We start from the raw sequence: 26,084 nt of genomic DNA, 5'->3' as shown, positions 1-26,084 counted from the left end.
GCCAACATGATTCGCGTTGAAAACGTCAGTAAAACCTTTGTTCTCCACCAGCAAAACGGCGTGCGTCTGCCGGTACTGCAAAACGCCTCGCTGACGGTAGCGCGCGGCGAATGCGTGGTGCTGCACGGTCACTCCGGCAGCGGAAAATCGACGCTGCTGCGCTCGCTGTACGCTAACTATCTGCCCGACGAAGGGCAGATCCGGATTCGTCACGGCGACGAGTGGGTGGATCTGGTGCAGGCGCCAGCGCGCAAGGTACTGGAAGTACGTCGTTCTACCATCGGCTGGGTCAGCCAGTTTTTGCGGGTGATCCCCCGCGTGTGTGCGCTGGACGTGGTAATGCAGCCGCTGCTGGACCTCGGCGCGCCGCGAGAAGCATGCGCCGCCAAAGCCGCGAGTCTTCTGACCCGCCTCAACGTACCCGAACGCCTGTGGCATCTCGCCCCCTCGACCTTTTCCGGCGGCGAGCAGCAGCGGGTCAACATCGCCCGCGGCTTTATTGTCGATTATCCCATCCTGCTCCTCGACGAGCCCACCGCCTCGCTGGATGCCAAAAACAGCGCCGCCGTGGTGGCATTGATTACCGAAGCGAAAGCGCGCGGCGCGGCGATTGTCGGCATTTTTCACGATGAATCCGTGCGCGACCGGGTGGCGGATCGTTTGCATCTTATGGGAACAACACCATGATTATCAACAATGTAAAGCTGGTGCTGGAAGACGAGGTAGTACAGGGATCGCTGGAAATGCACAACGGGATGATCCACGCTTTTGCCGAAACCCAGAGCCGTCTGCCGGAGGCGCTGGACGGCGAAGGCGGCTGGCTGCTGCCGGGACTGATTGAACTGCATACCGATAATCTGGATAAATTTTTCACCCCGCGCCCAAAGGTGGACTGGCCCGCCCATTCAGCGATGAGCAGCCACGACGCGCTGATGGTCGCCAGCGGTATCACCACCGTTCTGGACGCGGTGGCGATTGGCGACGTGCGTGACGGCGGCGACAGGCTGGAAAATCTGGAAAAGATGATTAACGCGGTGGAAGAGACGCAAAAGCGCGGCGTCAACCGCGCCGAGCATCGCCTGCATCTGCGCTGCGAGCTGCCGCATCACACCACCCTGCCGTTGTTTGAAAAGCTGGTCGGCCGCGAGCCGGTCACGCTGGTTTCCCTGATGGATCACTCGCCGGGCCAGCGCCAGTTCGCCAACCGCGAGAAGTATCGCGAATATTATCAGGGCAAATATTCCCTCACCGACGAGCAGATGGCCCGCTATGAAGAAGAACAGTTGGCGCTCGCCGCCCGCTGGTCGCAACCTAACCGCAGCGCTATCGCCCGGCTTTGCCGCGAGCGCAACATCGCGCTGGCAAGCCATGACGACGCGACGCCCGACCACGTGCGCGAGTCACATCAGCTTGGCAGCGTGATCGCCGAATTTCCCACCACCTTCGCCGCGGCGCAAGCGTCGCGCGAGCATGGCATGAATGTGCTGATGGGCGCGCCGAACATCGTGCGCGGAGGTTCACACTCCGGTAACGTCGCCGCGCATGCGCTTGCCGAACTGGGGCTGCTGGATATTCTTTCGTCCGATTATTACCCCGCCAGCCTGCTCGACGCCGCCTTTCGCGTCGCCGACGACGATGCCAACCGCTTTACCCTGCCGCAGGCCATTCGTCTGGTGACCCGCAACCCGGCGCGGGCGCTGAATCTGAACGATCGCGGCGTTGTCGCCGAGGGCAAACGCGCCGACCTGGTACTGGCGCACCGCAAAGGCGACCACGTGCATATCGATCACGTCTGGCGTCAAGGAAAAAGGGTGTTCTGACTATGGGAAAACTGATCTGGCTGATGGGGCCGTCCGGCTCCGGTAAAGACAGTTTGCTGGCGGCGCTGCGCCAGCAGGAACATGCGCAGCTCCTGGTCGCGCACCGCTACATTACCCGCGCGGCCAACGCCGGAAATGAAAACCATATCGCCCTGAGCGAACAGGAATTTTTCACCCGTGCGGGACATAACCTGCTGGCGCTGAGCTGGCACGCCAATGGTTTATACTACGGCGTCGGGGTGGAGATCGACCTGTGGCTGAACGGCGGATTCGACGTGGTGGTTAATGGCTCCCGCGCCCATCTTCCCCAGGCGCAGGCGCGTTACGGCACAGCGCTGATGCCGGTCTGTTTGCAGGTCTCCCCTGCCATTCTGCGCCAGCGGTTACAGGCGCGCGGACGCGAAAGCGAAGCGGAGATTGCCGCCCGTCTCGAACGCGCCGCCCGCTACGCGCCGTTTGACTGCCATACGCTGAACAATGACGGCAGTCTGCTACAGTCAGTCGATACGCTGTTAATGCTGATCGGACGAAAGGAGAAAAGCCATGCCTGCCTGTGAACTGCGTCGCGCCACGGCGGACGACACCCACGCCGTCTATGCCCTCATTTGCGAACTAAAGCAAGCCGAGTTCGATCATCAGGCGTTCAGCGCCGGCTTTGCAGCGAACCTGCGGGATAGCAATCTGCGCTATCAGCTTGCGCTGCTCGACGGCGAGGTGGTGGGTATGATTGGTCTGCATATGCAATTTCATCTCCATCACGTCAACTGGATCGGCGAGATTCAGGAACTGGTGGTAATGCCCCAGGCGCGCGGCCTGAAAATCGGCAGTCAACTGCTGGCCTGGGCAGAGGACGAAGCCAGACGCGCGGGGGCGGAGATGACCGAGCTTTCCACCAACGTGAAGCGTCTTGACGCCCACCGCTTTTACCTGCGCGAAGGTTACACCCAGAGCCATTTTCGCTTCACCAAAGCGCTGTGAGGCAACCGATGAGCCTGACCCTCACCTTAACCGGAACCGGCGGCGCACAAGGCGTTCCAGCGTATGGCTGCGACTGCGCGGCTTGCTGCCGGGCGCGCCAGCATGAAGCGTATCGTCGTCGCCCGTGTAGCGGCGTGATTAAATTTAATCATGCGGTAACATTGCTGGACGCGGGCTTGCACGATCTTGCGGATCGCTGGCCTGCCGGATCTTTTGAGCAATTTTTACTCACCCATTATCATATGGATCACGTGCAGGGGCTGTTTCCGCTGCGCTGGGGCGTGGGCGCGACGATCCCGGTGTACGGGCCGCCTGACGAACAGGGCTGCGACGATCTGTTTAAGCATCCCGGCATTCTCGACTTCAGCCATACCGTCGAGCCGTTTGTGGTGTTTGATTTGCAGGGATTGCAGGTGACGCCGCTGCCGCTGAATCACTCAAAGCTGACCTTTGGCTATCTGTTGGAGTCTGCCCACAGCCGGGTGGCGTGGCTTTCGGATACCGCCGGGCTGCCGGATAAGACGCTGAAATTTTTGCTCAACAACCGCCCGCAGGCGATAGTGATCGACTGTAGCCATGAACCGCGACCGGACGCGCCGCGCAACCATTGCAATTTAAACACCGTGATTGCGCTGAATGAGGTGATTGGCTGCCCACGGGTGATCCTGACGCATATCAGCCATCAGTTTGACGTGTGGATGATGGATAACCCGCTGCCGGACGGCATCGAAGCGGGGTATGACGGGATGGTACTGGTGCTGGACTAAGCGTTTTCCCTCCTCTGCGGGAGAGGGCAACAGACTGCCCTTACCACCGTTCGTAATCTTCTTCCAGCCTGCGTTCGTCCTCTTCTAATCGACGTCGGTCGTCATCCAGCTGGCGCTGGCGTTCGTCTAAACGGCGGCGCCTGTCTTCGAGCTGTCGGCGGCGATCGTCGTACTGTCGACTGTCGGTTTGACGGCTGCGATCGTAACGATCGTCATCATCGTCATTACGGCTGCTGCCGGGATTATAGGCGTCGTTGATCGCCTGCTGAATATTGCCAATGGCGTCATCAATCACATCGGCATACGCCGAAACGGTGCTCAGCGACAGTAAGCTGAATAAAAAGAGCGTGGAGTAGCGTTTCATAGCGTTAGCCTCAACGGTGGACTGGCTCTACGGTAATCATCGGTCATTCTCGCGAGTAGCGGAGGAATCTCAAATCCAGCCTGCCGGGCAGAATGAGCGCCCATCGCCGCCTTCGTCACGTCAAAACTGTCGACAGCCTGTTTTTCGTCAGGGTTTTGTCCAAAATTTGCCCGTAATATCAGGGAAAGTCCCCAATTAAAATGTGGCATAAAAGATGCATACTCAGGGCGACAAGCGTGTATGCGCGATTTGATTAACTGGAGCGAGACCGATGAAAAAAGTCGTCACGGTTTGCCCGTATTGCGCATCAGGTTGCAAAATCAACCTGGTGGTCGATAACGGCAAAATCGTCCGGGCTGAGGCAGCGCAGGGGAAAACCAACCAGGGGACCCTGTGTCTGAAGGGCTACTACGGCTGGGATTTTATTAACGATACCCAGATCCTGACCCCGCGCCTGAAAACCCCTATGATTCGTCGCCAGCGCGGCGGCAAACTGGAATCCGTTTCCTGGGATGAAGCGCTGAATTACGTCGCTGAACGCCTGAGCGCCATCAAGGCGAAATACGGACCCGACGCCATTCAGACGACCGGTTCGTCGCGTGGCACCGGGAATGAAACCAACTACATCATGCAAAAATTTGCGCGCGCCGTTATTGGTACCAATAACGTTGACTGCTGCGCTCGCGTCTGACACGGCCCATCGGTTGCAGGTCTGCACCAGTCGGTCGGTAACGGCGCAATGAGTAACGCAATTAACGAAATTGATAACACCGATCTCGTGTTTATCTTCGGGTATAACCCGGCGGATTCCCACCCCATCGTGGCGAATCATGTGATTAACGCGAAACGTAACGGCGCGAAAATCATCGTCTGCGATCCGCGCAAAATTGAAACCGCGCGCATTGCCGATATGCACATCGCGTTGAAAAACGGCTCGAATATCGCGCTGTTGAACGCCATGGGCCACGTCATTATTGAAGAAAACCTGTACGACCAGGCGTTTGTCGCTTCGCGTACGGAAGGCTTTGAAGAGTACCGTAAGATTGTCGACGGTTATACGCCGGAATCTGTTGAGGATATCACCGGCGTCAGCGCCCACGACATTCGTCAGGCGGCGCGGATGTACGCCGGGGCGAAAAGCGCATCGATCCTGTGGGGCATGGGCGTCACCCAGTTCTATCAGGGCGTGGAAACCGTTCGTTCGCTGACCAGCCTCGCGATGCTGACCGGTAACCTCGGTAAGCCGAGCGTCGGCGTCAACCCGGTGCGTGGTCAGAACAACGTACAGGGCGCCTGCGACATGGGCGCGCTGCCGGACACCTATCCGGGCTATCAGTACGTGAAGTTCCCGGAAAACCGTGAGAAGTTCGCCAAAGCCTGGGGTGTCGACAGCCTGCCGGAACATACCGGCTATCGCATCAGCGAGCTGCCGCACCGGGCGGCGCATGGCGAAGTGCGCGCGGCGTACATCATGGGCGAAGATCCGCTACAGACTGATGCCGAGTTGTCAGCCGTGCGTAAAGCGTTTGAGGACCTGGAACTGGTTATCGTGCAGGACATCTTTATGACCAAAACCGCGTCGGCGGCGGATGTGATTTTACCGTCTACGTCGTGGGGCGAGCATGAAGGGGTCTTTACCGCCGCTGACCGTGGTTTCCAGCGCTTCTTTAAAGCGGTCGAACCGAAGTGGGATCTGAAAACGGACTGGCAAATTATCAGTGAAATCGCCACCCGGATGGGCTACCCGATGCACTATAACAACACCCAGGAGATCTGGGACGAGTTGCGTCATCTGTGCCCGGATTTCTACGGCGCCACGTACGAGAAAATGGGCGAACTGGGCTATATCCAGTGGCCGTGTCGCGACACGTCCGACGCCGATCAGGGCACCTCGTATCTCTTTAAAGAGAAATTTGATACCCCGAACGGTCTCGCGCAGTTCTTTACCTGCGACTGGGTTGCGCCGATCGACAAGCTGACCGAAGAGTACCCGATGGTGCTGTCGACGGTTCGTGAAGTTGGCCACTACTCCTGCCGCTCAATGACCGGTAACTGCGCGGCGCTGGCTGCGCTGGCGGACGAGCCGGGCTATGCGCAAATCAACGCCGCCGACGCCGCGCGTCTGGGCATTGAAGATGAAGCGCTGGTCTGGGTTCATTCGCGTAAAGGCAAAATCATCACCCGCGCGCAGGTCAGCGAACGCCCGAACAAAGGGGCGATTTACATGACCTACCAGTGGTGGATTGGTGCCTGTAACGAGCTGGTCACCGAGAACTTAAGCCCGATTACCAAAACGCCGGAGTACAAATACTGCGCCGTACGCGTTGAGCCGATCGCCGACCAGCGCGCCGCCGAGCAGTATGTGATTGACGAATACAACAAGCTGAAAACCCGTCTGCGCGAAAGCGCAATGGGTTGATTCTGACATGCCTTACCTGGCATGTTTAACGACAGCAGCCTCCTCCATGGAGGCTGTTTTTTTATCCAGACGATCTCTTTATACTGTCTTTTCCGTACCCTAACTAAAACGCAAAATGAAACCACTTCTTGCATTGATGTTATTCATGACATTCTTTGCCCATGCTGCCGCCCCGGAACCGGGAAGCCAGTATTTGCAGGCCGCAGAGGCAGGAGACAGACGCGCACAGTATTACCTCGCTGACAGTTGGTTTAGCTTTGGCGACTTAAGCAAAGCCGAATACTGGGCGCAGAAATCCGCCAGTAATGGCGATGCCGACGCCTGTGCGCTACTGGCGCAAATCAAAATCACCAACCCGGTCAGCCTCGATTACCGTGAAGCGAAAACGCTGGCCGAAAGGGCGGCGCAAGCGGGCAGTAAAGCGGGCGAGATCACCCTCGCGCGGATTCTGTTGAACACCCAGGCCGGGAAGCCCGACTACCCGAAAGCGATTTCCCTGCTGCAAAACGCCTCGCAAAATCTCGAGAGCGACGTGGCGGTTGATGCGCAGATGCTGCTTGGACTGATTTACGCCAACGGCGTCGGCATTCCGGCAGACGATGACAAAGCGACCTGGTATTTCAAACGCAGTTCCGCCATTTCCCGTACCGGCTATTCCGAATACTGGGCGGGAATGATGTTTCTGAACGGTGAACAGGGCTTTATTGAGAAGAACAAACAGAAGGCGCTGCACTGGTTGAATCTGAGCTGCACCGAAGGATTCGATACCGGCTGCGAGGAGTTTGAGAAATTAACGAACGGGTGATGCAGGTTGCCGGATAACGCGATGCTTATCCGGCAACCTGTTAACCGTTACTGGGCGGTTTTATCAAATTTGCCCAGCACCTCGCGCTCGTAAGCCAGCGCTTTCTTGCGGTCAAACTTGTGTTCCCACTTGGAAATGACCAGCACCGCCAGCGCATTCCCCACCACGTTCAGCGCGGTACGCGCCATGTCGAGGATACGGTCGACACCAGCGATGAACGCCAGACCTTCCAGCGGAATGCCCACGCTGCCTAATGTAGCCAGTAGCACCACAAACGACACGCCCGGCACGCCGGCAATCCCTTTCGACGTGACCATCAGCGTCAGCACCAGAACGATCTCCTGCCACAACGACAGGTCGATCCCGTACAGCTGCGCAATAAAGATGGCGGCAATACTCTGGTACAGGGTGGAACCGTCAAGGTTAAAGGAGTACCCCGTTGGCACGACGAAGCTGGTAATCGACGCTGGCGCGCCGTAGGCTTCCATCTTTTCGATGATACGCGGCAGCACGCTCTCGGAGCTGGCAGTGGAGTAAGCCAGGATCAGCTCGTCTTTCAGAATGCGAATCAGGATCCAGACGCTCAGTCCACACAGGCGCGCGACAATCCCCAGCACCACCAGCGCGAAGAACAGAATCGCGAAGTGAACCAGCAGCACCAGTTTCGCCAGCGGCCACAGGGAGGCAAAACCGAAGTTAGCGACGGTCACGGCAATCAGTGCGAACACCCCGACCGGCGCATAACGCATGACCATATGGGTGACTTTAAACATGGTTTCGGAGATGGAGCGGAACACCGTCACCAGCGGTTCACGGTGTGTGGCAGGCAGCGAAGAAAGCCCCAGGCCAAACAGTACCGAGAAGAAGATGATCGGCAGCATATCGCCTTTCGCCATCGATGCCACGATGTTGGTTGGCACCAGCGAGAGTATGGTGCCCATCAGGCCATGTGCATGGCTCTGCACCTCCGCCGTCGTGTTCTGGTATTTCGAAATATCCACGGTCGCCAGTTGCGACATATCAATGCCGGAACCGGGTTGAAACACATTCGCCAGCGTGATACCCAGAATGATGGCGATGGTCGTGATCACTTCGAAATAGATAATGGTTTTGGCGCCGATACGCCCAAGCTGTTTGGCATCACCCACCCCGGCAATACCGACAATCAGCGTCGAAATCACGATAGGGACGACGATCATTTTGATCAGATGGATAAAGATATCCCCTGCCGGTGACAGCAGGTTAGCAATCAGCCATTCACGGCTGTCGCTGTGATAGTGCAGGTAACTCCCCAGTAGAATGCCCAGCACCATGGCAATCAAAATCTGCCAGGCCAGGCTGAGTTTAAAACTTTTCATAACAGCGGACTTCCTCAATGGAGCGCCAGTCCCCTCGTCAAAGCGGGAATGGATACATACTGAAAGGGTATGAATTGTGTTGCGTTGGGTTATAGAGTTTTTTAACGCGCATAATCAGTACCATTTGCAAGGCATCTTGCGCAACCCTTTCAGAACAGCGCATTTAGCTGAAATAATGCATAATAACGCGAGTTTATGGCGTTTATTATGAATAACTATTTGTTATGGAAAGATTTTTAAATGTGCGTTTTTGAATTATAACTTTCAGGAATTATTTTGCGCATGATGTTCATTTGCCTGTTTTTTAAACAGCAAAAACGACATAAATCACAAAAAAACAAAATCATTTCTGACGATTCTGCAACAACTTCGCCATATTTATTGCGTCAATCACCTGTGCGCGGTTTACCCGCGGTGAATTGAGATCGAGGGCTTTTTGCCACTGGATAATCGCCTCGCGGTAATCAGCCTGCATAAACGCATCCGAGGCCAGGAGCATCAGCGCGGTCACCTCACTGGCGTCCAGCGCTAATGCTTTATCAATCATCTCGCGGGCCAGCGGCGTCATATGCTGTCCCGCCTGATAGTAAAGCACCGTCGCCAGCGCGGCGTAAAGCTCGGCGTTCTCCCCGCGCAGTTGCAGCGCCTGACGATACGCCCGCTGCGCGTTAGCGTAGTCGTTACGCCAGAGGTAATACTCGCCGAGTAACGCCCACTTTTCGCTGTCCTGGGGATTCGCGCGAATCTGGTTCTGCAACGTTCGCAGTTGCGCTTGTGGGGTTTGCGCGTCGGTAAACGCATGCAGCGGATCTGCCAGACGCTGCTGTTCGCTGCGTACCGCCTGCCATTTCGGCGACAGCAGATAGCCGCTAAAGCAGATAATCACCATCAGCATGACGGCCGCCGCCAGACGTTTTACGGGCAGAGAACGGTGGGAGTCAGGCTGCATCATCGTTTGTCCTTTTGGGCGTTACCGCGCGCCACAGGATCCCCCCCACCACCAGCAGTAACAGACACGGCAGCGCCCAAAGCAGCAAAGTTTGTCCGTTCAGCGGTGGATTGTAGCGAACAAAGTCGCCGTAGCGTTCAGTCATCCAGACAGTAATTTCCGCTTCGCTTTTCCCCTCCGCCACCATTGTGTAGACCTGATGGCGCATACTGACCGCCACCGGCGCGTTGGATTCCAGTAAGTTCTGGTTCTGGCACTGGGGACAACGTAACCGGCTGGCGACAGAAAGCGCTTTCTCCTGCTGCTGCGGGTTAGCGAAGGTCCAGGTATCGACGACCTGAGCGTGGACGATAAGCGTGAAAAAAAGTAGCGTAACCAGGATGAACAGCCTGTGAAATGGCGCCGTATTACGCATCTTCCCTCCTCCCGCGCCAGCCGCTCAGTAGCGCGCCGACAATCATCAGCAGCCCACCGCCCCAGATCCAGCGCACGCCGCTTTGAACGTACAACCGCATGGCGTAACGTTCCGGACCGGTTTTCTCGCCCATTACCGCATACCAGTCGTGTATAAGGTTCCAGCGAATGTCCGGCTCCATCATCTGCTGGCGGCGCGCGGTATAAAACCGCCGCTCCGGTGTCAAATTGCCAATACGATTCTCCCCCTGCCACAGCGCAATCTGCGCTTTCTCGGTAGTGTAATTGCCCTTTGCTTCAAGCTCGAGCCGGTCGAAGCGGAAGGTGTATCCTGCCAGCGCCACCTGCTGCCCCGGACGTAAATTCAGGCTAATCTCCTGACGGCTGACGCTGGACACCACAATCCCCAGCGCCGCGATCAGCACGCCTGTATGGGCAATCAGCGCCGGAAGCTGTCGTCGCCAGGCAGATTTACGGTTTCTTATCGTCGCCACAACGATGACGACCAGCATCAGCAGGCCGAACGGCAGCGTAGCGCGATTGAAATAAGGCGCGCCTACGGAAAGACGTCCCCAGCCAAGCAGACCGTAAATCATCGGGTAAAGCGTCCCCACCAGCACGATCAGCAGTACCGCGCAAAAAAGCAGTAGCGTCGCGAGTATCAACGTTTCACGCGACCCGTTCCCCGCACGCGCTGTCGGTTGACCATCACGCGCCCGCCAGGCGTACAGCGCAAGCGAAGCGAGACTCAGCACGGCGAACAGCGCAAACAGCGGCGCCGCGCGCACGTTATCCAGCGCAAAAGCATGCACAGAGACCAGAATGCCGGAGCGCACAATCAGCGTGCCCAGCAGTGAAAGAATCAGGGTGACGATCGCCAGCAGCAGTGACCAGTGGCGAAAAATCCCCTGTCTGCGCGAAAGCGACAGACTGTGCAGCAGCGCGCTGGCGGACAGCCAGGGCAACAGAGAGGCGTTTTCCACCGGGTCCCAGAACCACCATCCGCCCCACCCCAACTCGCAGTACGCCCACCAGGAGCCAAGGATGATGCCGAGGGTCAGCGCGCACCAGCCGGGCAGCGCCCAGCGCCAGCACACCCGGGCGGCCGCGGCAGTAAAATCGCCGTGAAGCAGCGAGGCGAGCCCCACGCCCGTAGCCACCATCAGCCCGCCATAGCCCAGATACAGCAGCGGCGGATGCAGGATCAACCCCAGATGTTGCAGCATCGGGTTGAGATCGCGCCCTTCTATCGCGGGAGGGAAAATGCGTGCAAACGGATCAGACCACACCACCACAAACAGCAGCAGCAACGCGATGATCAGAGAAAGAAGGCTGAGCGTCAGCGGAAACAGCGCATCCGATTGTTGACGGTAGCGCCAGGCAAACAGCGCACTCCAGGCAGAAAGAAACAGCACCCATAGCAGTAAGGAACCTTCATGTCCGCCCCATACCGCCGCCAGCTTTAGCCCCCACGACAGCAAGCTGTGGCTGTGCTGCGCCACGTAGATGACCGAAAAGTCGCTGCTCAGAAAGGCGTTTATCAACAGCGTAAACGCCGCCAGCAGAAGCGCGAACTGCGTCCAGACGCCGACGCTCGCCAGGCGCATAACGCCCAGCCAGCGCCGCTGAATCCCGGTCAGCACGGCAAGCGGGGTCAACACGTTGACCCCAAGGCTTAACAACAGCGCCAGAAAACCGGCTTCAGGTAGGAACACGTCCAGGTTATGCAACCGTCAGTTGCCCCGCATACAGAATAAAGAAACGTAACAGCAGAACGCCGGTCAGGCTGGCGCCGCAGGCCGCCAGCACACCGTGGAAGGTGGATCCACGATTCGCCCACGGCTTCAACAGCATCGGCACAATCAGCCCCAGCCCCGCGACGCCGATCCAGAACCACCAGGTCCAGAATCCACCGCCTAACGCGGCGGAAAGCGCGCGCATTTTGCCGTCATCGCCCAACGCCAGGCCAACAAAAAAGGCCGCCAGCAGGAAGATTTCCAGCCACACCACCGGTGTTTCCATTCGGTGAACAAAGTGCGCTTCCGTACTGTGTGGGTTGCTGCGCTGGCGCAAGGCCATTGCAATGAGCGCCACCGCCGCGCCGGAAGAGATCCCCGAGAACAGGAACAACACCGGCAGGACCGGGTTATTCAGGAACGGGTAGGACTTGAGCGCGGAAAGCAAAAATCCGGTGTAGGCGCCAAGCAGTACCGCCAACACCAGCATCAGCGTTTCAAGCGCGCGATGAAACGGCGTGATGAGCGACAGCGCTTTTGGCAGCACACTCAGACGCGGCAGCCAACGCTGTTGCAGAGCAATCAGCTCTTTTTCAAAGATTTTCGCCAGCCACAGTACCAGCACCACCATGTACAACTGGAACAGCATGACCCCCATCGACATCACTGACGTAAAACTGTAGTGAAACATCAGTTTCCAGAAGGTCCACGGACGCGTCAGATGGAAGATCAGAATCAGCAGGCCGAGAATTATCGCCCCCGGCCCGACCACCAGCGTTGTACGCAGCAGCGTACTGTCAGCGCCGCCCGCCTCCGGATGGAAACGACGCAGCAGAATCGCCAGCGTGACCAGCCCGGCGGAGATACCGATCAAAAACAGATAGATGGCGATGGGCCAGTCCCACACCAGCGATTCAAAGTGGAAAGCAGATGCGTTTGTCATTGGCTCACCTCCCCAAATTTAAAGGGAACGCGGTAGACCTTCGGTTTCGTGCCCAGCGCCAGCTTGTAACGGTAGGTGGGTTTCTGCTGTAACAGCCGCGAAATATCGCTGTTGGGATCGTCAAGATTACCAAAGGTCAGCGCCTTCGTCGGGCAGGCCTCAACGCAGGCTGGCAGCTTGCCCGCTTTCAGGTTGGTCTTACGGCAGAAATCGCATTTATCCGCCGTTTTCGTCACCGGATGGATAAAGCGCACCCGGTATGGACAAGCGGCGATACAGTACTGGCAACCGACACAGAGATCCGGGTTGACGTCCACAATACCGTTGGCGGCATCGCGATAGGACGCGCCGGTCGGACAGACGTCCACGCACGGCGCATGATCGCAATGCTGGCATGAATGACGGAAAAAGCGGTACTTCACGTCCGGAAACGTCCCCTGCGGTTCGCTGCGAATAATCGTCAGCCGCGAGACGCCTTCCGGCACGTTGTTCACTTCCCGACAGGCATCCATACAGGCGGTACAGCCGATACATAACGATTCATCATGCACCATGCCGTAACGCACGCCGTTGATATTCAACGTTTTCGCTACCACGCGTCCTGCTGTGCCGCTAACCGCCACCAGCGCGCCGACGCGGGTGATAAACTGGCGACGGGAGCAGCTCATGGATGCTCCTTAAGCAAGGGAACCGACGCCGGATTAAAGTTCGGATTGTTGCGCTGATCGCTGTGGCAATCGACGCAGATTTTAATCCGCCCTTTATCGCTTAACGTCTGCATTGCGTCTTGCTTCGGATGCAGTGAGTGACAGCTGGCGCAGGCCACTTTCGTGACGTGAACATCGTGCGGCCAGAAAGCTTTTTGCAGTTGCTCGGGCAGGTGACAGGACATACAGACGCTGTTTTGCTGCTCGACGTTGTACATCGGCTCGTTAAAGCGCATCACATCCTTCACCCCTTCACGGTGCTGCGGCGACGGCTGGCCGTGGCAGTTAGTACAGGTGACCGGCAGTTTATTATTCGGATTGGTGGCGGACGCATGCTTGCCGTGCATCCCGTCGGTGTCCGGCTTATGACAGTCCAGGCAGGCGGCGTCCGGGCTACGCTGTGGCGTGACCTCCCAGCGATCAGACTCCTGCGGCGTTGGCGTGGCGGTTGCCCCACTCAGGCTCCATAACAGACCTGACGCCAGCACCCCAGCAGTTAATAACGAACGTAATACGCTCATATTCACTCCGTTGAGTAATCCGCCCCTGTGTGTGGGGCGGAAGGGGTTATTGGCTTAACAGACCGTTTTTACGCGCCTGGTCTTCCCACTGCGGAATCACCGTTTTGATGAAGTCCTGTTTTTCAGCGTTAATCTGCTGCATGTTCAGACCAATCGCCGCCTGGGCTTTCTCTTTGGTGGAGATATCCGGCAGGGCGATCTCGTGGGTGATGCCTTTGGTCGCCAGCAGACGCGCCAGTTTGGTACGGGCATCAGCGGCTTTATCCATCGCGCCGCCCAGCATCCGCAACCCTTCTTCCGGCGCATGCATATGAATGCCGTGAGAGGCGATCGACAGATCCCAGCGCCATTGCGCATGGCGAATGTCTTCCAGAATCGGCTTCATTTCCGCTTCCGTCGCTCCGGCATCCCAGGCCGCCTTCGCTTCGAAGTGAGCATGAACCAGTTGATCCTCGACGTTGATTTTCAGCTCGTTGATCGACTTTTTACGCTCGGCGACCACGTTTTGCAGCGCAGCCTTGTCCTGGGTATGGCAATTCGCGCAGGTCTGGGCGAAGTTGTCGAACGGGTTGCCAATCTTGTGGTCGGTGTAGAGTTTACCTTCCGCGTTCTGCACTTTTGGCATGTGACAGTCAATACAGGTCACGTTGTTTTTACCGTGAATACCCGCGCTCCAGGTCTCATATTCCGGGTGCTGCGCTTTTAACATGGGCGTTTTCGACAGCGAGTTGGTCCAGTCAGAGAACGCGATGGCGTCGTAGTATTTCTCCATGTTCTCGACCTTCATTCCCTCATCCCACGGGAACTTAACGGCTTTGTTTTTACCGTCGAAATAGTACTCCACATGGCACTGACCGCAGACCATTGACTGCTGGTCAAAGCGGCTGGCCTTATCGAACGGCTTGCCGATGGTTTCCATTGCGCGTTCCGCATAGGGGCGCGACAGGGTCAGTTCCGGCTTGCCTTTCGCGAAATCGGAGGATGCGGTGTTATGGCAGTCGGCGCAGCCTAAGTTATTGACGATCTCCGGTCCCCCACGCGCCCATTTGCCGTGGAAGTAGCCATCTTCCCCCTCTTTTTGGATCAAACGCGCCACGTCCGGGCTTTTGCAGCTCCAGCAGGCCATCGGCAGCGGACCGTCTTCGGCGTTTTTCGGCGCGCCCGTACGCAGGGTTTCCCGCACGTCGGTTACCGCATACGCGTGCCCGCGCGGTTTGTTGTAGTCACGAGAGAAGGGATAACCTGCCCACAGGATCACCAGCCGCGGATCTTCCGCCAGCGCGTCTTCCCGCGTGGACTGTTCCGACGTGGCTTTCCAGGAGAGGTATTGATCGGGATGTTGAGGCGCGAAGACGTCATTTTTCGCTTCAACGGTAACGGTTTTTGCGGGTGCGGCAGTTTGCTCAGCGTAAACAGCAGAAATGAAAAAAAGCGGTACTATCAGGCTGAAAAAACGGCGTGCACGATGTGTAATCCTTGTCATAGAGGTCTCATCCAGATTGCGCCATTGCTCTTAATGACGGTTCTTTTTTATTCTTTCCATGACGATAACCGCACATAACCGTCATGACATTGCCCTAATCTAGATGTAACAAAAAACCACACGGAAAATGTTGTCTTTAATCAATTGTAAGTGTATGTAAAATACCACTTTAGAGTTAGTCACCCCGTTTTATTGCTACTCCCTTTGTGCTTTTCCTCGTCGAAGCACCTTCATAAAAAATTAACATAACCGTCTGTTGCGAAAAGAATTCCACAACTTTTTTTGGCCTTCTTCAAAAAACGTATTGCCGATTATTTGCACAGTTCCGTTATTGCGTGATCTGCCGCGCAAATACTAAACAAAACTGACTAAACCCCTACATTTAACGTTTATGAGACATATTATTAACATCTTACAAGGAGAACAAAAGCCATGAGCCAAATACATAAACACGCCATTCCCGCCAATATTGCGGACCGTTGCCTGATAAACCCGGAGCAGTATGAGGCAAAATATCAACAATCAATTAACGAGCCGGATACCTTTTGGGGCGAGCAGGGCAAAATTCTCGACTGGATCAAACCGTATACACGCGTAAAGAACACCTCTTTCGCGCCGGGCAACGTCTCGATTAAATGGTACGAAGACGGCACGCTCAACCTGGCGGCGAACTGCCTTGACCGCCATCTGGCGGAAAATGGCGATCGCACCGCCATCATCTGGGAAGGCGACGACGCGTCGCAGAGTAAACACATTAGCTACCGCGAACTGCATCGTGACGTCTGCCGCTTTGCCAATGCCCTGCAGGCGTTAGGCATTAAGAAAGGCGACGTGGTGGCGATTTATATGCCGATGGTGCCGGAAGCCGCCGTCGCGATGCTGGCTTGCGCGCGCATCGGCGCGGTGCATTCGGTGATCTTCGGCGGTTTTTCGCCGGAGGCGGTTGCCGGACGCATTATCGACTCCAGCTCGAAGCTGGTGATCACCGCCGATGAAGGGGTGCGCGCCGGGCGCAGCATTCCGTTGAAGAAAAACGTCGACGACGCGCTGAAAAATCCGAACGTAACAAGCATCGAACACGTGATTGTGCTCAAGCGCACCGGCGGCACTATCGACTGGACGGAAAACCGCGATTTGTGGTGGAGCGACGTCATTGAAAATGCCAGTGCTGAGCATCAGCCTGTTGAAATGAATGCGGAAGATCCGCTGTTTATTCTTTATACCTCCGGCTCTACCGGCAAGCCGAAAGGCGTGCTGCATACCACCGGCGGGTATCTGGTGTATGCCGCGAGCACCTTTAAATATGTGTTCGACTACCATCCGGGCGACATCTACTGGTGCACCGCCGATGTGGGTTGGGTCACCGGACACAGCTACCTGCTGTACGGCCCGCTGGCCTGCGGCGCCACGACGCTGATGTTCGAAGGGGTGCCCAACTGGCCGACGCCAGCGCGTATGGCGCAGGTGGTCGATAAGCATCAGGTCACGATTTTGTATACTGCACCAACCGCGATCCGTGCGCTGATGGCGGAAGGCGACAAAGCGATCGAGGGCACCGACCGTTCCTCCCTGCGCATTCTCGGCTCCGTTGGCGAGCCGATCAACCCGGAAGCGTGGGAGTGGTACTGGAAAAAGATCGGCAATGAGAAATGCCCGGTGGTCGATACCTGGTGGCAGACCGAAACCGGCGGTTTCATGATCACCCCGCTGCCGGGGGCGACAGAGCTGAAAGCCGGTTCCGCCACCCGTCCGTTCTTTGGCGTGCAGCCTGCGCTGGTGGATAACGAAGGCAATCCGCAGGAAGGGGCGACCGAGGGCAACCTGGTGATCACCGACTCCTGGCCGGGTCAGGCGCGCACGCTGTTCGGCGATCATGAGCGTTTCGAGCAGACCTACTTTTCGACCTTTAAAAATATGTACTTCAGCGGCGACGGCGCGCGTCGTGACGAAGATGGCTATTACTGGATCACCGGTCGCGTGGACGACGTGCTGAACGTGTCCGGTCACCGTCTGGGCACCGCGGAGATTGAGTCCGCGCTGGTGGCGCATCCCAAAATCGCCGAAGCGGCGGTGGTGGGTATTCCGCACAGCATTAAAGGCCAGGCGATTTATGCCTACGTGACCCTGAACCACGGCGAAGAGCCTTCTCCGGAACTGTACGCGGAAGTGCGCAACTGGGTACGAAAAGAGATTGGTCCGCTGGCGACGCCGGACGTGCTGCACTGGACCGATTCCCTGCCGAAGACCCGTTCCGGCAAAATTATGCGCCGTATTTTGCGCAAGATCGCGGCAGGCGATACCAGCAATCTGGGCGATACCTCGACCCTTGCCGATCCTGGCGTGGTAGAGAAACTGCTCGAAGAGAAGCAGGCTATCGCGATGCCTTCATAATGAGAACAGGCCGGATGGCGCTGCGAAGCGTTTTATCCGGCCGACATTTCTGACCTTACCCCTCTCTTCATCGGGAGGGAATATATAAAACCCCCCAAAGGATTTCGTGTTGCAGGAAGGCGGCAAACGAACACATCCCCAGTCGCAGAGTGAACCAGGCGACTGGGGTGGGTAAGTGCGGCCAACGCACCTGTGGCGCGAAAGACGCAGGGGGCCTCTGGAGAGCTCTGTGATGAATGACACTATTTATCAGCGGATAGAAGACAGTGCGCGTTTCAGGGAGTTAGTCGAAAAAAGGCAACGGTTTGCCACCCTTCTGTCGGTCATCATGTTGGTGATTTATATCGGCTTTATTTTACTGATTGCTTTCGCGCCTGGCTGGCTGGGTACGCCGCTCCACGCGGGAACCAGCGTCACCCGGGGTATCCCCATTGGCGTCGGGGTCATTCTGATCTCCTTTATTCTGACCGGCATTTATATCTGGCGGGCGAACGGCGAATTCGACCGTCTTAATAATGCAGTACTGCACGAGGTTAACGCATCATGAAGAGAGTCCTGACGGCGCTTGCCGCCACACTACCCTTCGCGGCCAACGCGGCGGATGCCCTTAGCGGTACAGTAGAGCGCCAGCCAACCAACTGGCAGGCCATTATTATGTTTTTGATTTTTGTCGTATTTACGCTCGGAATTACCTACTGGGCCTCTAAACGCGTGCGTTCGCGCAACGACTACTACACGGCGGGCGGCAATATTACTGGTTTTCAGAACGGACTGGCGATTGCGGGCGACTACATGTCTGCCGCCTCTTTTCTGGGCATCTCCGCGCTGGTGTTCACTTCCGGCTACGACGGCCTGATTTACTCGCTGGGCTTCCTGGTGGGCTGGCCGATCATTCTGTTTCTGATCGCCGAGCGCCTGCGTAATCTGGGACGTTATACCTTTGCCGATGTGGCCTCCTACCGTCTCAAGCAAGGCCCGATCCGCATTCTTTCCGCCTGCGGTTCGCTGGTGGTGGTGGCGCTGTATCTGATCGCCCAGATGGTCGGCGCGGGCAAACTCATCGAACTGTTATTTGGTCTGAATTACCACATTGCGGTGGTGCTGGTCGGCGTGCTGATGATGATGTACGTGCTATTCGGCGGTATGCTGGCGACGACGTGGGTGCAGATCATCAAAGCGGTGCTGCTGCTGTTCGGCGCCAGCTTCATGGCCTTTATGGTGATGAAGCACGTCGGTTTCAGCTTCAATAACCTGTTTACCGAAGCAATGGCGGTTCATCCGAAAGGCACCGCCATCATGAGCCCTGGGGGGCTGGTAAAAGATCCGATCTCCGCGCTGTCGCTGGGCCTTGGTCTGATGTTCGGGACCGCCGGTCTGCCGCATATCCTGATGCGCTTCTTCACGGTGTCAGACGCGCGCGAAGCGCGTAAAAGCGTGTTCTACGCCACCGGCTTTATGGGTTACTTCTACATTCTGACCTTTATTATCGGCTTTGGCGCGATCATGCTGGTCGGGGCAAATCCGGCGTACAAAGACGCGGCGGGCGCGCTGATTGGCGGCAACAATATGGCGGCGGTGCATCTGGCTAACGCGGTCGGCGGCAATCTGTTCCTCGGCTTTATCTCCGCGGTCGCTTTCGCCACTATTCTCGCGGTGGTGGCCGGACTGACGCTGGCGGGCGCGTCGGCGGTTTCACACGATCTCTACGCCAACGTGTTTCGTAAAGGCGCCACCGAGCGCGAAGAACTGCGGGTGTCGAAAATCACCGTACTGGTGCTGGGCGTCATCGCCATTATTCTTGGCGTACTGTTTGAAAACCAGAACATTGCCTTCATGGTCGGCCTGGCGTTTGCCATCGCGGCAAGCTGTAACTTCCCGATCATCCTGCTTTCCATGTACTGGTCGAAGCTGACCACCCGTGGCGCGATGATGGGCGGCTGGTTAGGGTTACTGACGGCAGTGGTGTTGATGGTGCTTGGCCCGACGATTTGGGTACAGATCCTCGGTCACGAAAAGGCGATCTTCCCCTACGAATACCCGGCGCTGTTCTCCATTACCGTGGCGTTCCTCGGCATCTGGTTCTTCTCGGCCACCGATAACTCAGCGGAAGGAAACCGCGAACGCGAGCAGTTCCGCGCCCAGTTTATCCGTTCCCAGACCGGATACGGCGTCGAACAAGGCCGCGCCCATTAATCACTCTCCCACTCCCCGGTCTTTATGGCCGGGGATCACATTTTTCTTCCTGCGTTCTACCCATCTCCCGCGATAGCGCTACAGTACCCAAACAAGAGTGAAACGCTGTTTTTATTACATCAACACGTTAATTCATTTTAAGAGAAGGGAATGCGATGAAGAAATATGCCCTGGTAGGAACCGGCGGTCGCGCTGGACTGTATATTTCGGCAATTGGCGGGCAATGGAAAGAGAACGCCCGGCTGGTTGCCTTCTGCGATACCAACCAGACCCGGATGAACTACGCCAACACATTACTGGAAAAAGAGGGCGCTGCGCCGGTATCGACCTGGAAAGCGCAGCAGTTTGAGGAGATGATCCGTGAAACGCGCCCGGACATTATCATCGTTACCACCATGGACCGCACCCACGATGATTACATCGTCCGGGCGCTGCATGCGGGCTGCGACGTGATCACCGAAAAACCGATGACTGTCGACGAAAAGCGCGCCCTGCGTATTCTGGATGCCATTGAAGAAACAGGCCGCCAGGTGCGCGTCGCCTTCAACTATCGCTATGCCCCACACCACAGCAAAGTGCGCGAACTGCTGATGAACGGCACGATCGGCGAGGTTTATTCCGTCCACTTCGAATGGCTGCTGAACACCGAGCATGGCGCAGACTATTTTCGTCGCTGGCACCGCGAAAAGCGCAATAGCGGCGGCCTGCTGGTGCATAAATCGACCCACCATTTCGACCTGATGAACTTCTGGTTGGCCAGCACGCCAGCGCGCGTTTACGCTGAAGGCGGCCTGCGTTTTTATGGCAGAGAGAACGCCGAACGACGCGGCGTCACGCAGTTTTATCCCCGCGCCCACGGCTACCCGCAGGCGAAAGACGACCCATTTGCCCTGCAAATGGCAGAGAATCCGCAGTTGAAAGCGCTCTATCTGGATGCGGAACATGAGGATAGCTACTTCCGCGACCAGAGCGTGTTCAGCGACGGCATTACCATTGAAGATACGATGTCGGTGCTGGTGAAATATCAGAATGACGTACAGCTGACGTATTCACTGAACACTTATCTGCCCTGGGAAGGGCTGAACGTGGTCTTTAACGGCAGCAAAGGCCGTCTGGAGATGAAGATCGTCGAGAAATCGTACGTTAACGCTGGCGGCGAACGCGCCAACGAAGGCAGCCTCGAGACCTGCGATATCACCGTCTTCCCAATGTTTGCCGCGCCGTGGAAAGCTGACTTCACGCTGGGCGAAGGCGGACACGGCGGCGGCGACAACGCGATGCTCGCCGATCTGTTTGGCGAGGTGAAACACGACCCGCTTCAGCGCGCCGCCGACCACCGCGCCGGGGCGATGTCGATCCTCACCGGCATCGCCGGAAACCTCTCCATGCAGCAGCAGCGTCCGGTCCACTTTAACGAATTTGCGCTGGCGTCGCGTCTGACATAACCCAACCGCCGCTGGTTAGAACATCAGCTTCGCGACCAGCGGCGCAATGAGCACCATCACCACGCCGGAGAGCATCATCACCAGGCTGGCGACGACGCCCTCCTGCTGCCCCAGTTCGTAGGAGCGCGCCGTTCCTGCGCCGTGAGACGCCGCGCCGAATCCGGCGCCTTTCGCCATACCTTCGCGTATCGACAGCCGCAGAAACAGCGCATCGCCAACCGCCATGCCAAACACGCCAGTCACCACCACGAACAGCGCCACCAGATCCGGCTGTCCGCCGATAGGCTCCGCCGCCGCCAGCGCAAACGGGGTGGTCACCGAGCGAACGGCCAGGCTGCGCTGGATTTCATCGGAGAGCGTAAACAGCCGCGCCAGCCAGACCGAACTGGTGACCGCCACCACCGTTGCCGTCACCACGCCTGCGCTAAGGGACATCCAGTGACGTTTGATGATGGCAAAATTGTCGTAGACCGGCACTGCAAAGGCGATGGTCGCCGGACCAAGCAGCCACAATAACCAGTGCGACTCGCCAATATAGCTTTGCCAGGAGATATGCCCAAACACCAGCATCAACACCAGCAGCGCCGGGGTGAGCACCAGCGGCATCAGCGGCAGTCGGCGAAAGCGGCGATACAGGCGCTTGTTGAGAAAATAGATGACCAGTGTGATGACCAGACAGAGCGCGCTAAGCTGAAAATTACTCACGATTTAACCTGCGCAACTCATAGCGATACACCTTGTCCACCACCCACGCGGTCGCACCGAGTACCATCAGGGTGCTGAGCGCAATCACGGCAAAAATACGCCAGCCGTCGATCAACAGCAGTTGCGCATAGTTCACCACCGCCACCACCGCGGGCACAAAGAACAGCAGCATTTCCGCCAGCAGCCAGCGGGCCCCCGCCCGCACCCAGCGCAACGGCAGGATCCGACACACAATCAGCGTCAGCATTAGCACCATGCCCACCAGATTGGCCGGAAGCGGCAAATGCAGCCAGGAGACAAGGTTTTGCGCAACGATAAACAGACCAGCGTACAGCAGAACCTGAACCGGAACCTGAAGTCGCTGTACGACAACAGGCGTAATGCGGCGTATCGCCACAGCCATGAAGGGATGTCCTGAAAAATAATTCGGAGCGCCAGTATAGAGAGCGCCCGTCGATGAAAGAAATGAATTAAAATCATTGCGGGCATAGTCGTAAGGAATAGTCATGGACATCAGAACGCTGCGTTATTTTGTCGAGGTGGTGCGTCAGCAGAGTTTCACCCGCGCGGCGGAGAAGTTGTATGTCACGCAACCCACCATCAGCAAGATGTTAAAAAATCTTGAAGACGAGCTTAACTGCACGCTGCTGATCCGCGACGGGCGCAAGCTTTTGCTCACGGACACCGGACGGGTGGTGTTTGAGCGCGGGCTGGCGATTCTGGCGGAGTTTCGCCAACTGGAAGCGGAGCTGGGAGACATCAACCATCTCAACAAAGGCCTGCTACGGTTAGGCATTCCGCCCATGGTCGGCATGTTGATGGCGGGTCCTATCAGTCTGTTTCGCCAGCGCTATCCGGGCGTCGAGCTGAAGGTCGCGGAGTTTGGCGGCCTGACGGTGCAACAGGCGGTGATGAATGGCGAACTGGACGTGGCGATGACCGCGCTGCCGATAGAAGCTGAAAGCGGTCTGGCGACCCTGCCGCTGTTTAACCATCCGCTTTGCGTCCTGGCGCCCCGTGCCGGTCAGTGGACAACCTGTGAGTCCGTTTCCCCCGAAACGCTGGCAGAGCACCCGCTGCTGATTTACAACGAAGATTTCGCCCTGAGCCGTCAGCTGATGCAGCTTTTTAGCGAACGCAACGTCAAGCCGCGCATTGCGGTACGCAGCGGACAGTGGGATTTTCTTGCGGCGATGGTACAGGCAGGCGTCGGCATTGCTATTCTGCCGGAGCCCATCTGTGAACGGCTGGATAAAAACACGCTGCGCTGGATCCCGCTGGAAAGCGAACTGCGCTGGCAGCTCGGGATGATTTGGCGCGAAGGGGTCTACCTTTCCCATAGCGCCAAAGCGTGGCTTTCATGTTGCGAAGGATTCTGGGCAGGGGCATCGCAAACCATCAACCCGGCAAAAAACTAAAGCGCCACAAGGGCGCTTTAGTTGTTTTCCGGTCTTTGTCTTTCTCTCTATCCCGCTGAGTTCACGGGAGGGTTTCCCCCGACGTCAACACCCCTCATTCGAGCACGTGGTGGAGGTTCCGGTTTGTGTTGATACTGTAAGTGTATGCCGAGGCCGCCTGTTTGCCAGCCGACGTGGTGATTTTTTAGCCGAATTTTTTTCGTCATCTTCCACAATTTTCTATAGTTAAGAAGATGAATTCACAGGAGCCTCACATGCTAACGGTACATCATTTAAACCAGTCTCGTTCCCAGCGCATTCTCTGGGCGCTGGAAGAACTATCGCTGCCCTACCAGATTGTCCGTTACCAGCGTGAAAAGACCCTGCTTGCCCCGCCGGCGTTGAAAAAAGTGCATCCGCTCGGCAAGTCGCCCGTGGTGGAGGATAACGGCGTCGTCATTGCGGAATCGGGTGCAATCCTTGAATATTTGCAGGAAACCTACGACAGCGAAGGCAAATTTAAACCCGCCGACGCGGAACAGAAGCGGCAGTACCGATTCTGGCTGCACTATGCGGAAGGTTCGCTCATGCCGTTACTGCTGATGAAACTGGTCTTTGTCAGTCTTGGCAAGCCGCCGGTTCCCTTTGGCTTGCGCACGCTGGGCGGTGCGCTGGGAAAAGGCGTGCAGAAAGCGTATCTCAATCCACAACTGGAAACCCACGCGCGTTTCATTGACGCTCACCTTGCCGAACATCTCTGGTTTGCCGGAGAACCGTTCAGCATGGCCGACATTCAGATGAGTTTCCCGCTGTTTGCTCTACTGGCGCGCGGCGGCATCGATAATCTCTCCCACATCGAGGCATGGAAAAAACGGGTGGAAATGCGTCCGGCCTGGCAGCGAGCGATTCAACAGGGCGGCCCCTTTGAGATCCCCGGCGGGTGAGGACGAAAATGTCTCCTGTGCCCCGCGCATGGGCGAAACGACACGGCAAATTATGTTGCCAGATTGCGCATCGACGGTAACGTTTGCGCATCAGTTGATGATTTCTTCGTCGTTAACGCAAGAAATGCATAAAAAGCGACAAAGTTCAGTTGAAAATCGCCATATGATCGCTGGATAATCGTTTGCTTTTTTTTACTACCCGTTTTTTTATGCGCGGAGCTAAACGTTTGCTTTTTGCGACTCCCCTTTTGTCGCGACAGAGCACAGGGAATTGACGTTTCGCTGGCAGTGGATTGTCCACCACGCATAAAGACGAAAAATAAACTCTCAGGGGATGTTTTCTATGTCTACGCCTTCAGCGCGTACCGGCGGTTCACTTGACGCCTGGTTTAAAATTTCACAACGTGGAAGCACTGTCCGTCAGGAAGTGGTTGCCGGGTTAACAACGTTTCTGGCGATGGTGTACTCGGTTATCGTGGTGCCGGGCATGCTGGGCAAAGCTGGCTTTCCGCCTGCTGCGGTATTTGTCGCGACCTGTCTGGTGGCGGGGTTAGGCTCCATCGTTATGGGGCTGTGGGCGAATCTGCCGCTGGCGATCGGTTGCGCCATTTCACTGACCGCATTTACCGCGTTCAGCCTGGTGCTCGGTCAGCAGATCAGCGTGCCGGTGGCGCTGGGCGCGGTATTCCTGATGGGGATTCTGTTTACCATTATCTCTGCGACCGGCATTCGTAGCTGGATTTTGCGCAATCTGCCGCAGGGCGTCGCGCATGGCACCGGTATTGGTATCGGCCTGTTTTTGCTGCTAATTGCGGCAAATGGCGTAGGCCTGGTAATCAAAAACCCACTGGATGGCCTGCCGGTGGCGCTGGGTGACTTCGCAACGTTCCCGGTGATCATGTCGCTGGTCGGACTGGCGGTAATCCTCGGCCTTGAAAAGCTGAAAGTGCCGGGCGGCATTTTGTTGACCATCATTGGTATTTCGATTGTCGGGCTGATCTGTGATCCGGCGGTGAAATTCTCCGGCATTTTCGCGATGCCGTCGCTGAGCGATGAAAACGGCAAATCGCTGATTGGCAGCCTGGATATCATGGGCGCGCTGAATCCGGTGGTGCTGCCAAGCGTGCTGGCGCTGGTTATGACCGCAGTGTTTGACGCAACCGGCACCATCCGCGCCGTGGCGGGGCAGGCGAATCTGCTCGACAAAGACGGCCAGATCATCGACGGCGGCAAAGCGCTGACCACAGATTCCCTGAGCAGCGTGTTCTCCGGTCTGGTGGGCGCAGCGCCGGCAGCGGTGTATATCGAATCCGCGGCAGGGACGGCAGCGGGCGGTAAAACCGGCCTGACAGCGATCACCGTCGGCGTTCTGTTCCTGCTGATCCTGTTCCTCTCTCCGCTGTCCTATCTGGTGCCGGTATACGCGACGGCGCCTGCGCTAATGTACGTGGGCCTGTTAATGCTGAGCAACGTGGCGAAAATTGATTTCGCCGACTTCGTCGACGCGATGGCGGGTCTGGTCACAGCGGTGTTCATCGTGCTGACCTGTAATATCGTTACCGGCATCATGATCGGCTTTGCCACGCTGGTGATTGGTCGTCTGGTTTCCGGCGAATGGCGCAAGCTGAACGTGGGTACGGTGGTGATCGCCATCGCGCTGGTGACGTTCTACGCGGGCGGCTGGGCGATTTGATCGCGAAGTGATTCCGAAAACGGGTGGCTTTGGCCGCCCGTTTTTATTTTCA

At 57.0% G+C, this 26,084-nt stretch carries 23 protein-coding genes and 1 pseudogene; 14 read left to right on the top strand and 10 right to left on the bottom strand.

Features of this window, described 5'->3' with window-relative positions; translation table 11 throughout:
* Window positions 1-6 precede the first annotated feature (6 nt).
* The 5 genes from phnL to phnP are packed head-to-tail and all read left to right on the top strand — an operon-like array spanning window position 7 to window position 3,565.
* Complete coding sequence (phnL, locus tag OGY07_RS13885) at window positions 7-687, top strand: phosphonate C-P lyase system protein PhnL (protein WP_042291083.1); 681 nt, start codon at window positions 7-9, stop codon at window positions 685-687.
* Complete coding sequence (gene phnM / locus OGY07_RS13880; protein ID WP_269536223.1) at window positions 684-1,820, top strand: alpha-D-ribose 1-methylphosphonate 5-triphosphate diphosphatase; 1,137 nt, start codon at window positions 684-686, stop codon at window positions 1,818-1,820. The genes phnL and phnM overlap by 4 nt, the downstream gene beginning before the upstream one ends.
* A gap of 2 nt (window positions 1,821-1,822) precedes the next feature.
* Entirely contained in the window at window positions 1,823-2,377 is a 555-nt protein-coding gene (gene phnN / locus OGY07_RS13875) for a ribose 1,5-bisphosphokinase (RefSeq protein WP_042291088.1), read from the top strand.
* Window positions 2,364-2,798, top strand: coding sequence for an aminoalkylphosphonate N-acetyltransferase (gene phnO, locus OGY07_RS13870; RefSeq protein ID WP_286601233.1), 435 nt, complete (start codon window positions 2,364-2,366; stop codon window positions 2,796-2,798). The genes phnN and phnO overlap by 14 nt, the downstream gene beginning before the upstream one ends.
* A gap of 8 nt (window positions 2,799-2,806) precedes the next feature.
* Window positions 2,807-3,565, top strand: a complete 759-nt coding sequence (phnP, locus tag OGY07_RS13865) for a phosphonate metabolism protein PhnP (protein ID WP_286601231.1) — start codon at window positions 2,807-2,809, stop codon at window positions 3,563-3,565.
* A 40-nt stretch (window positions 3,566-3,605) separates the two neighbouring features.
* On the opposite strand, the gene yjdP is transcribed toward phnP, so the two are convergent.
* Window positions 3,606-3,929: a DDRRRQL repeat protein YjdP gene (yjdP, locus tag OGY07_RS13860; RefSeq protein ID WP_205612951.1), complete on the bottom strand. Its 324-nt coding sequence runs from the start codon at window positions 3,927-3,929 to the stop codon at window positions 3,606-3,608.
* A gap of 271 nt (window positions 3,930-4,200) precedes the next feature.
* Here yjdP and fdhF point away from each other — a divergent pair, with 271 nt between their 5' ends.
* Entirely contained in the window at window positions 4,201-6,348 is a 2,148-nt protein-coding gene (gene fdhF / locus OGY07_RS13855; RefSeq protein ID WP_084589031.1) for a formate dehydrogenase subunit alpha, read from the top strand.
* A gap of 115 nt (window positions 6,349-6,463) precedes the next feature.
* Window positions 6,464-7,153 carry a Sel1 family TPR-like repeat protein YjcO gene (gene yjcO / locus OGY07_RS13850; protein WP_042291118.1) on the top strand — a complete coding sequence of 230 codons (690 nt, stop codon included), beginning with the start codon at window positions 6,464-6,466 and terminating at the stop codon, window positions 7,151-7,153.
* A 47-nt stretch (window positions 7,154-7,200) separates the two neighbouring features.
* Here the strand turns inward: yjcO and gltP are convergent, their stop codons facing one another.
* From gltP to nrfA, 7 genes and pseudogenes are all read right to left on the bottom strand, one after another.
* A complete protein-coding gene (gltP, locus tag OGY07_RS13845) occupies window positions 7,201-8,511 on the bottom strand; it encodes a glutamate/aspartate:proton symporter GltP (RefSeq protein WP_042291121.1) in 1,311 nt (436 codons plus the stop codon).
* 343 nt (window positions 8,512-8,854) lie between these two features.
* On the bottom strand, window positions 8,855-9,463 hold the full coding sequence (gene nrfG, locus OGY07_RS13840; RefSeq protein WP_042291123.1) for a heme lyase NrfEFG subunit NrfG: 609 nt from the start codon (window positions 9,461-9,463) through the stop codon (window positions 8,855-8,857).
* Window positions 9,450-11,604, bottom strand: a pseudogene (gene nrfF / locus OGY07_RS13835) (heme lyase NrfEFG subunit NrfF). Before nrfF ends, nrfG begins: the two are co-directional and overlap by 14 nt.
* The gene (nrfD, locus tag OGY07_RS13830; protein ID WP_042291132.1) at window positions 11,597-12,553 is read right to left on the bottom strand and encodes a cytochrome c nitrite reductase subunit NrfD; all 957 of its coding nucleotides are present in this window, start codon (window positions 12,551-12,553) and stop codon (window positions 11,597-11,599) included. Before nrfD ends, nrfF begins: the two are co-directional and overlap by 8 nt.
* A complete protein-coding gene (nrfC, locus tag OGY07_RS13825; RefSeq protein ID WP_042291135.1) occupies window positions 12,550-13,221 on the bottom strand; it encodes a cytochrome c nitrite reductase Fe-S protein in 672 nt (223 codons plus the stop codon). The genes nrfD and nrfC overlap by 4 nt, the downstream gene beginning before the upstream one ends.
* Window positions 13,218-13,781, bottom strand: coding sequence for a cytochrome c nitrite reductase pentaheme subunit (nrfB, locus tag OGY07_RS13820; RefSeq protein WP_042291137.1), 564 nt, complete (start codon window positions 13,779-13,781; stop codon window positions 13,218-13,220). Before nrfB ends, nrfC begins: the two co-directional genes overlap by 4 nt.
* 46 nt (window positions 13,782-13,827) lie before the next feature.
* Window positions 13,828-15,264, bottom strand: a complete 1,437-nt coding sequence (gene nrfA / locus OGY07_RS13815) for an ammonia-forming nitrite reductase cytochrome c552 subunit (RefSeq protein ID WP_199957606.1) — start codon at window positions 15,262-15,264, stop codon at window positions 13,828-13,830.
* A gap of 432 nt (window positions 15,265-15,696) precedes the next feature.
* Between nrfA and acs the strand changes: the two genes are divergently transcribed.
* From acs to OGY07_RS13795, 4 genes are all read left to right on the top strand, one after another.
* Window positions 15,697-17,655 carry an acetate--CoA ligase gene (gene acs / locus OGY07_RS13810; protein ID WP_060570391.1) on the top strand — a complete coding sequence of 653 codons (1,959 nt, stop codon included), beginning with the start codon at window positions 15,697-15,699 and terminating at the stop codon, window positions 17,653-17,655.
* A gap of 232 nt (window positions 17,656-17,887) precedes the next feature.
* Window positions 17,888-18,202 carry a DUF485 domain-containing protein gene (locus tag OGY07_RS13805; protein WP_042291143.1) on the top strand — a complete coding sequence of 105 codons (315 nt, stop codon included), beginning with the start codon at window positions 17,888-17,890 and terminating at the stop codon, window positions 18,200-18,202.
* Window positions 18,199-19,848 carry a cation/acetate symporter ActP gene (gene actP / locus OGY07_RS13800; RefSeq protein WP_042291146.1) on the top strand — a complete coding sequence of 550 codons (1,650 nt, stop codon included), beginning with the start codon at window positions 18,199-18,201 and terminating at the stop codon, window positions 19,846-19,848. Before OGY07_RS13805 ends, actP begins: the two co-directional genes overlap by 4 nt.
* A 155-nt stretch (window positions 19,849-20,003) precedes the next feature.
* Window positions 20,004-21,293: a Gfo/Idh/MocA family protein gene (locus OGY07_RS13795; protein ID WP_286601219.1), complete on the top strand. Its 1,290-nt coding sequence runs from the start codon at window positions 20,004-20,006 to the stop codon at window positions 21,291-21,293.
* 15 nt (window positions 21,294-21,308) lie between these two features.
* On the opposite strand, the gene OGY07_RS13790 is transcribed toward OGY07_RS13795, so the two are convergent.
* The gene (locus OGY07_RS13790) at window positions 21,309-21,998 is read right to left on the bottom strand and encodes an LrgB family protein (RefSeq protein ID WP_042291151.1); all 690 of its coding nucleotides are present in this window, start codon (window positions 21,996-21,998) and stop codon (window positions 21,309-21,311) included.
* On the bottom strand, window positions 21,991-22,401 hold the full coding sequence (locus tag OGY07_RS13785) for a CidA/LrgA family protein (protein ID WP_211934952.1): 411 nt from the start codon (window positions 22,399-22,401) through the stop codon (window positions 21,991-21,993). Before OGY07_RS13785 ends, OGY07_RS13790 begins: the two co-directional genes overlap by 8 nt.
* A 103-nt stretch (window positions 22,402-22,504) precedes the next feature.
* Here OGY07_RS13785 and OGY07_RS13780 point away from each other — a divergent pair, with 103 nt between their 5' ends.
* The 3 genes from OGY07_RS13780 (at window position 22,505) to ghxP (ending at window position 26,032) form a co-directional block, all read left to right on the top strand.
* On the top strand, window positions 22,505-23,416 hold the full coding sequence (locus OGY07_RS13780; protein ID WP_042291157.1) for a LysR family transcriptional regulator: 912 nt from the start codon (window positions 22,505-22,507) through the stop codon (window positions 23,414-23,416).
* A gap of 254 nt (window positions 23,417-23,670) precedes the next feature.
* A complete protein-coding gene (locus OGY07_RS13775) occupies window positions 23,671-24,339 on the top strand; it encodes a glutathione S-transferase family protein (protein ID WP_060570394.1) in 669 nt (222 codons plus the stop codon).
* Window positions 24,340-24,682: 343 nt separating this feature from the next.
* Window positions 24,683-26,032, top strand: a complete 1,350-nt coding sequence (gene ghxP, locus OGY07_RS13770; protein ID WP_042291165.1) for a guanine/hypoxanthine transporter GhxP — start codon at window positions 24,683-24,685, stop codon at window positions 26,030-26,032.
* Window positions 26,033-26,084 lie beyond the last annotated feature (52 nt).

It is taken from the genome of Citrobacter sp. Cs237 (genome assembly GCF_030332325.1).
GTDB classification, from domain to species: domain Bacteria; phylum Pseudomonadota; class Gammaproteobacteria; order Enterobacterales; family Enterobacteriaceae; genus Citrobacter_A; species Citrobacter_A sedlakii.
The sequence above is the reverse complement of the archived record's forward strand: the minus strand, read 5'-3'. Positions and strand labels throughout refer to the sequence as shown.

Excerpts from the sequence above, each read along its gene's own strand:
- phnO (WP_286601233.1), top strand. The coding sequence starts at position 2,364 with ATGCCTGCCTGTGAACTGCGTCGCGCCACGGCGGACGACACCCACGCC.
- ghxP (WP_042291165.1), top strand. The coding sequence starts at position 24,683 with ATGTCTACGCCTTCAGCGCGTACCGGCGGTTCACTTGACGCCTGGTTT.
- nrfB (WP_042291137.1), bottom strand. The coding sequence starts at position 13,781 with ATGAGCGTATTACGTTCGTTATTAACTGCTGGGGTGCTGGCGTCAGGT.
- OGY07_RS13805 (WP_042291143.1), top strand. The coding sequence starts at position 17,888 with ATGAATGACACTATTTATCAGCGGATAGAAGACAGTGCGCGTTTCAGG.
- phnM (WP_269536223.1), top strand. The coding sequence starts at position 684 with ATGATTATCAACAATGTAAAGCTGGTGCTGGAAGACGAGGTAGTACAG.
- phnL (WP_042291083.1), top strand. The coding sequence starts at position 7 with ATGATTCGCGTTGAAAACGTCAGTAAAACCTTTGTTCTCCACCAGCAA.
- nrfC (WP_042291135.1), bottom strand. The coding sequence starts at position 13,221 with ATGAGCTGCTCCCGTCGCCAGTTTATCACCCGCGTCGGCGCGCTGGTG.
- OGY07_RS13795 (WP_286601219.1), top strand. The coding sequence starts at position 20,004 with ATGAAGAAATATGCCCTGGTAGGAACCGGCGGTCGCGCTGGACTGTAT.
- phnP (WP_286601231.1), top strand. The coding sequence starts at position 2,807 with ATGAGCCTGACCCTCACCTTAACCGGAACCGGCGGCGCACAAGGCGTT.
- phnN (WP_042291088.1), top strand. The coding sequence starts at position 1,823 with ATGGGAAAACTGATCTGGCTGATGGGGCCGTCCGGCTCCGGTAAAGAC.
- yjcO (WP_042291118.1), top strand. The coding sequence starts at position 6,464 with ATGAAACCACTTCTTGCATTGATGTTATTCATGACATTCTTTGCCCAT.
- OGY07_RS13785 (WP_211934952.1), bottom strand. The coding sequence starts at position 22,401 with ATGGCTGTGGCGATACGCCGCATTACGCCTGTTGTCGTACAGCGACTT.
- acs (WP_060570391.1), top strand. The coding sequence starts at position 15,697 with ATGAGCCAAATACATAAACACGCCATTCCCGCCAATATTGCGGACCGT.
- OGY07_RS13775 (WP_060570394.1), top strand. The coding sequence starts at position 23,671 with ATGCTAACGGTACATCATTTAAACCAGTCTCGTTCCCAGCGCATTCTC.
- gltP (WP_042291121.1), bottom strand. The coding sequence starts at position 8,511 with ATGAAAAGTTTTAAACTCAGCCTGGCCTGGCAGATTTTGATTGCCATG.
- actP (WP_042291146.1), top strand. The coding sequence starts at position 18,199 with ATGAAGAGAGTCCTGACGGCGCTTGCCGCCACACTACCCTTCGCGGCC.
- nrfG (WP_042291123.1), bottom strand. The coding sequence starts at position 9,463 with ATGATGCAGCCTGACTCCCACCGTTCTCTGCCCGTAAAACGTCTGGCG.
- nrfD (WP_042291132.1), bottom strand. The coding sequence starts at position 12,553 with ATGACAAACGCATCTGCTTTCCACTTTGAATCGCTGGTGTGGGACTGG.
- OGY07_RS13780 (WP_042291157.1), top strand. The coding sequence starts at position 22,505 with ATGGACATCAGAACGCTGCGTTATTTTGTCGAGGTGGTGCGTCAGCAG.
- yjdP (WP_205612951.1), bottom strand. The coding sequence starts at position 3,929 with ATGAAACGCTACTCCACGCTCTTTTTATTCAGCTTACTGTCGCTGAGC.
- nrfA (WP_199957606.1), bottom strand. The coding sequence starts at position 15,264 with ATGACAAGGATTACACATCGTGCACGCCGTTTTTTCAGCCTGATAGTA.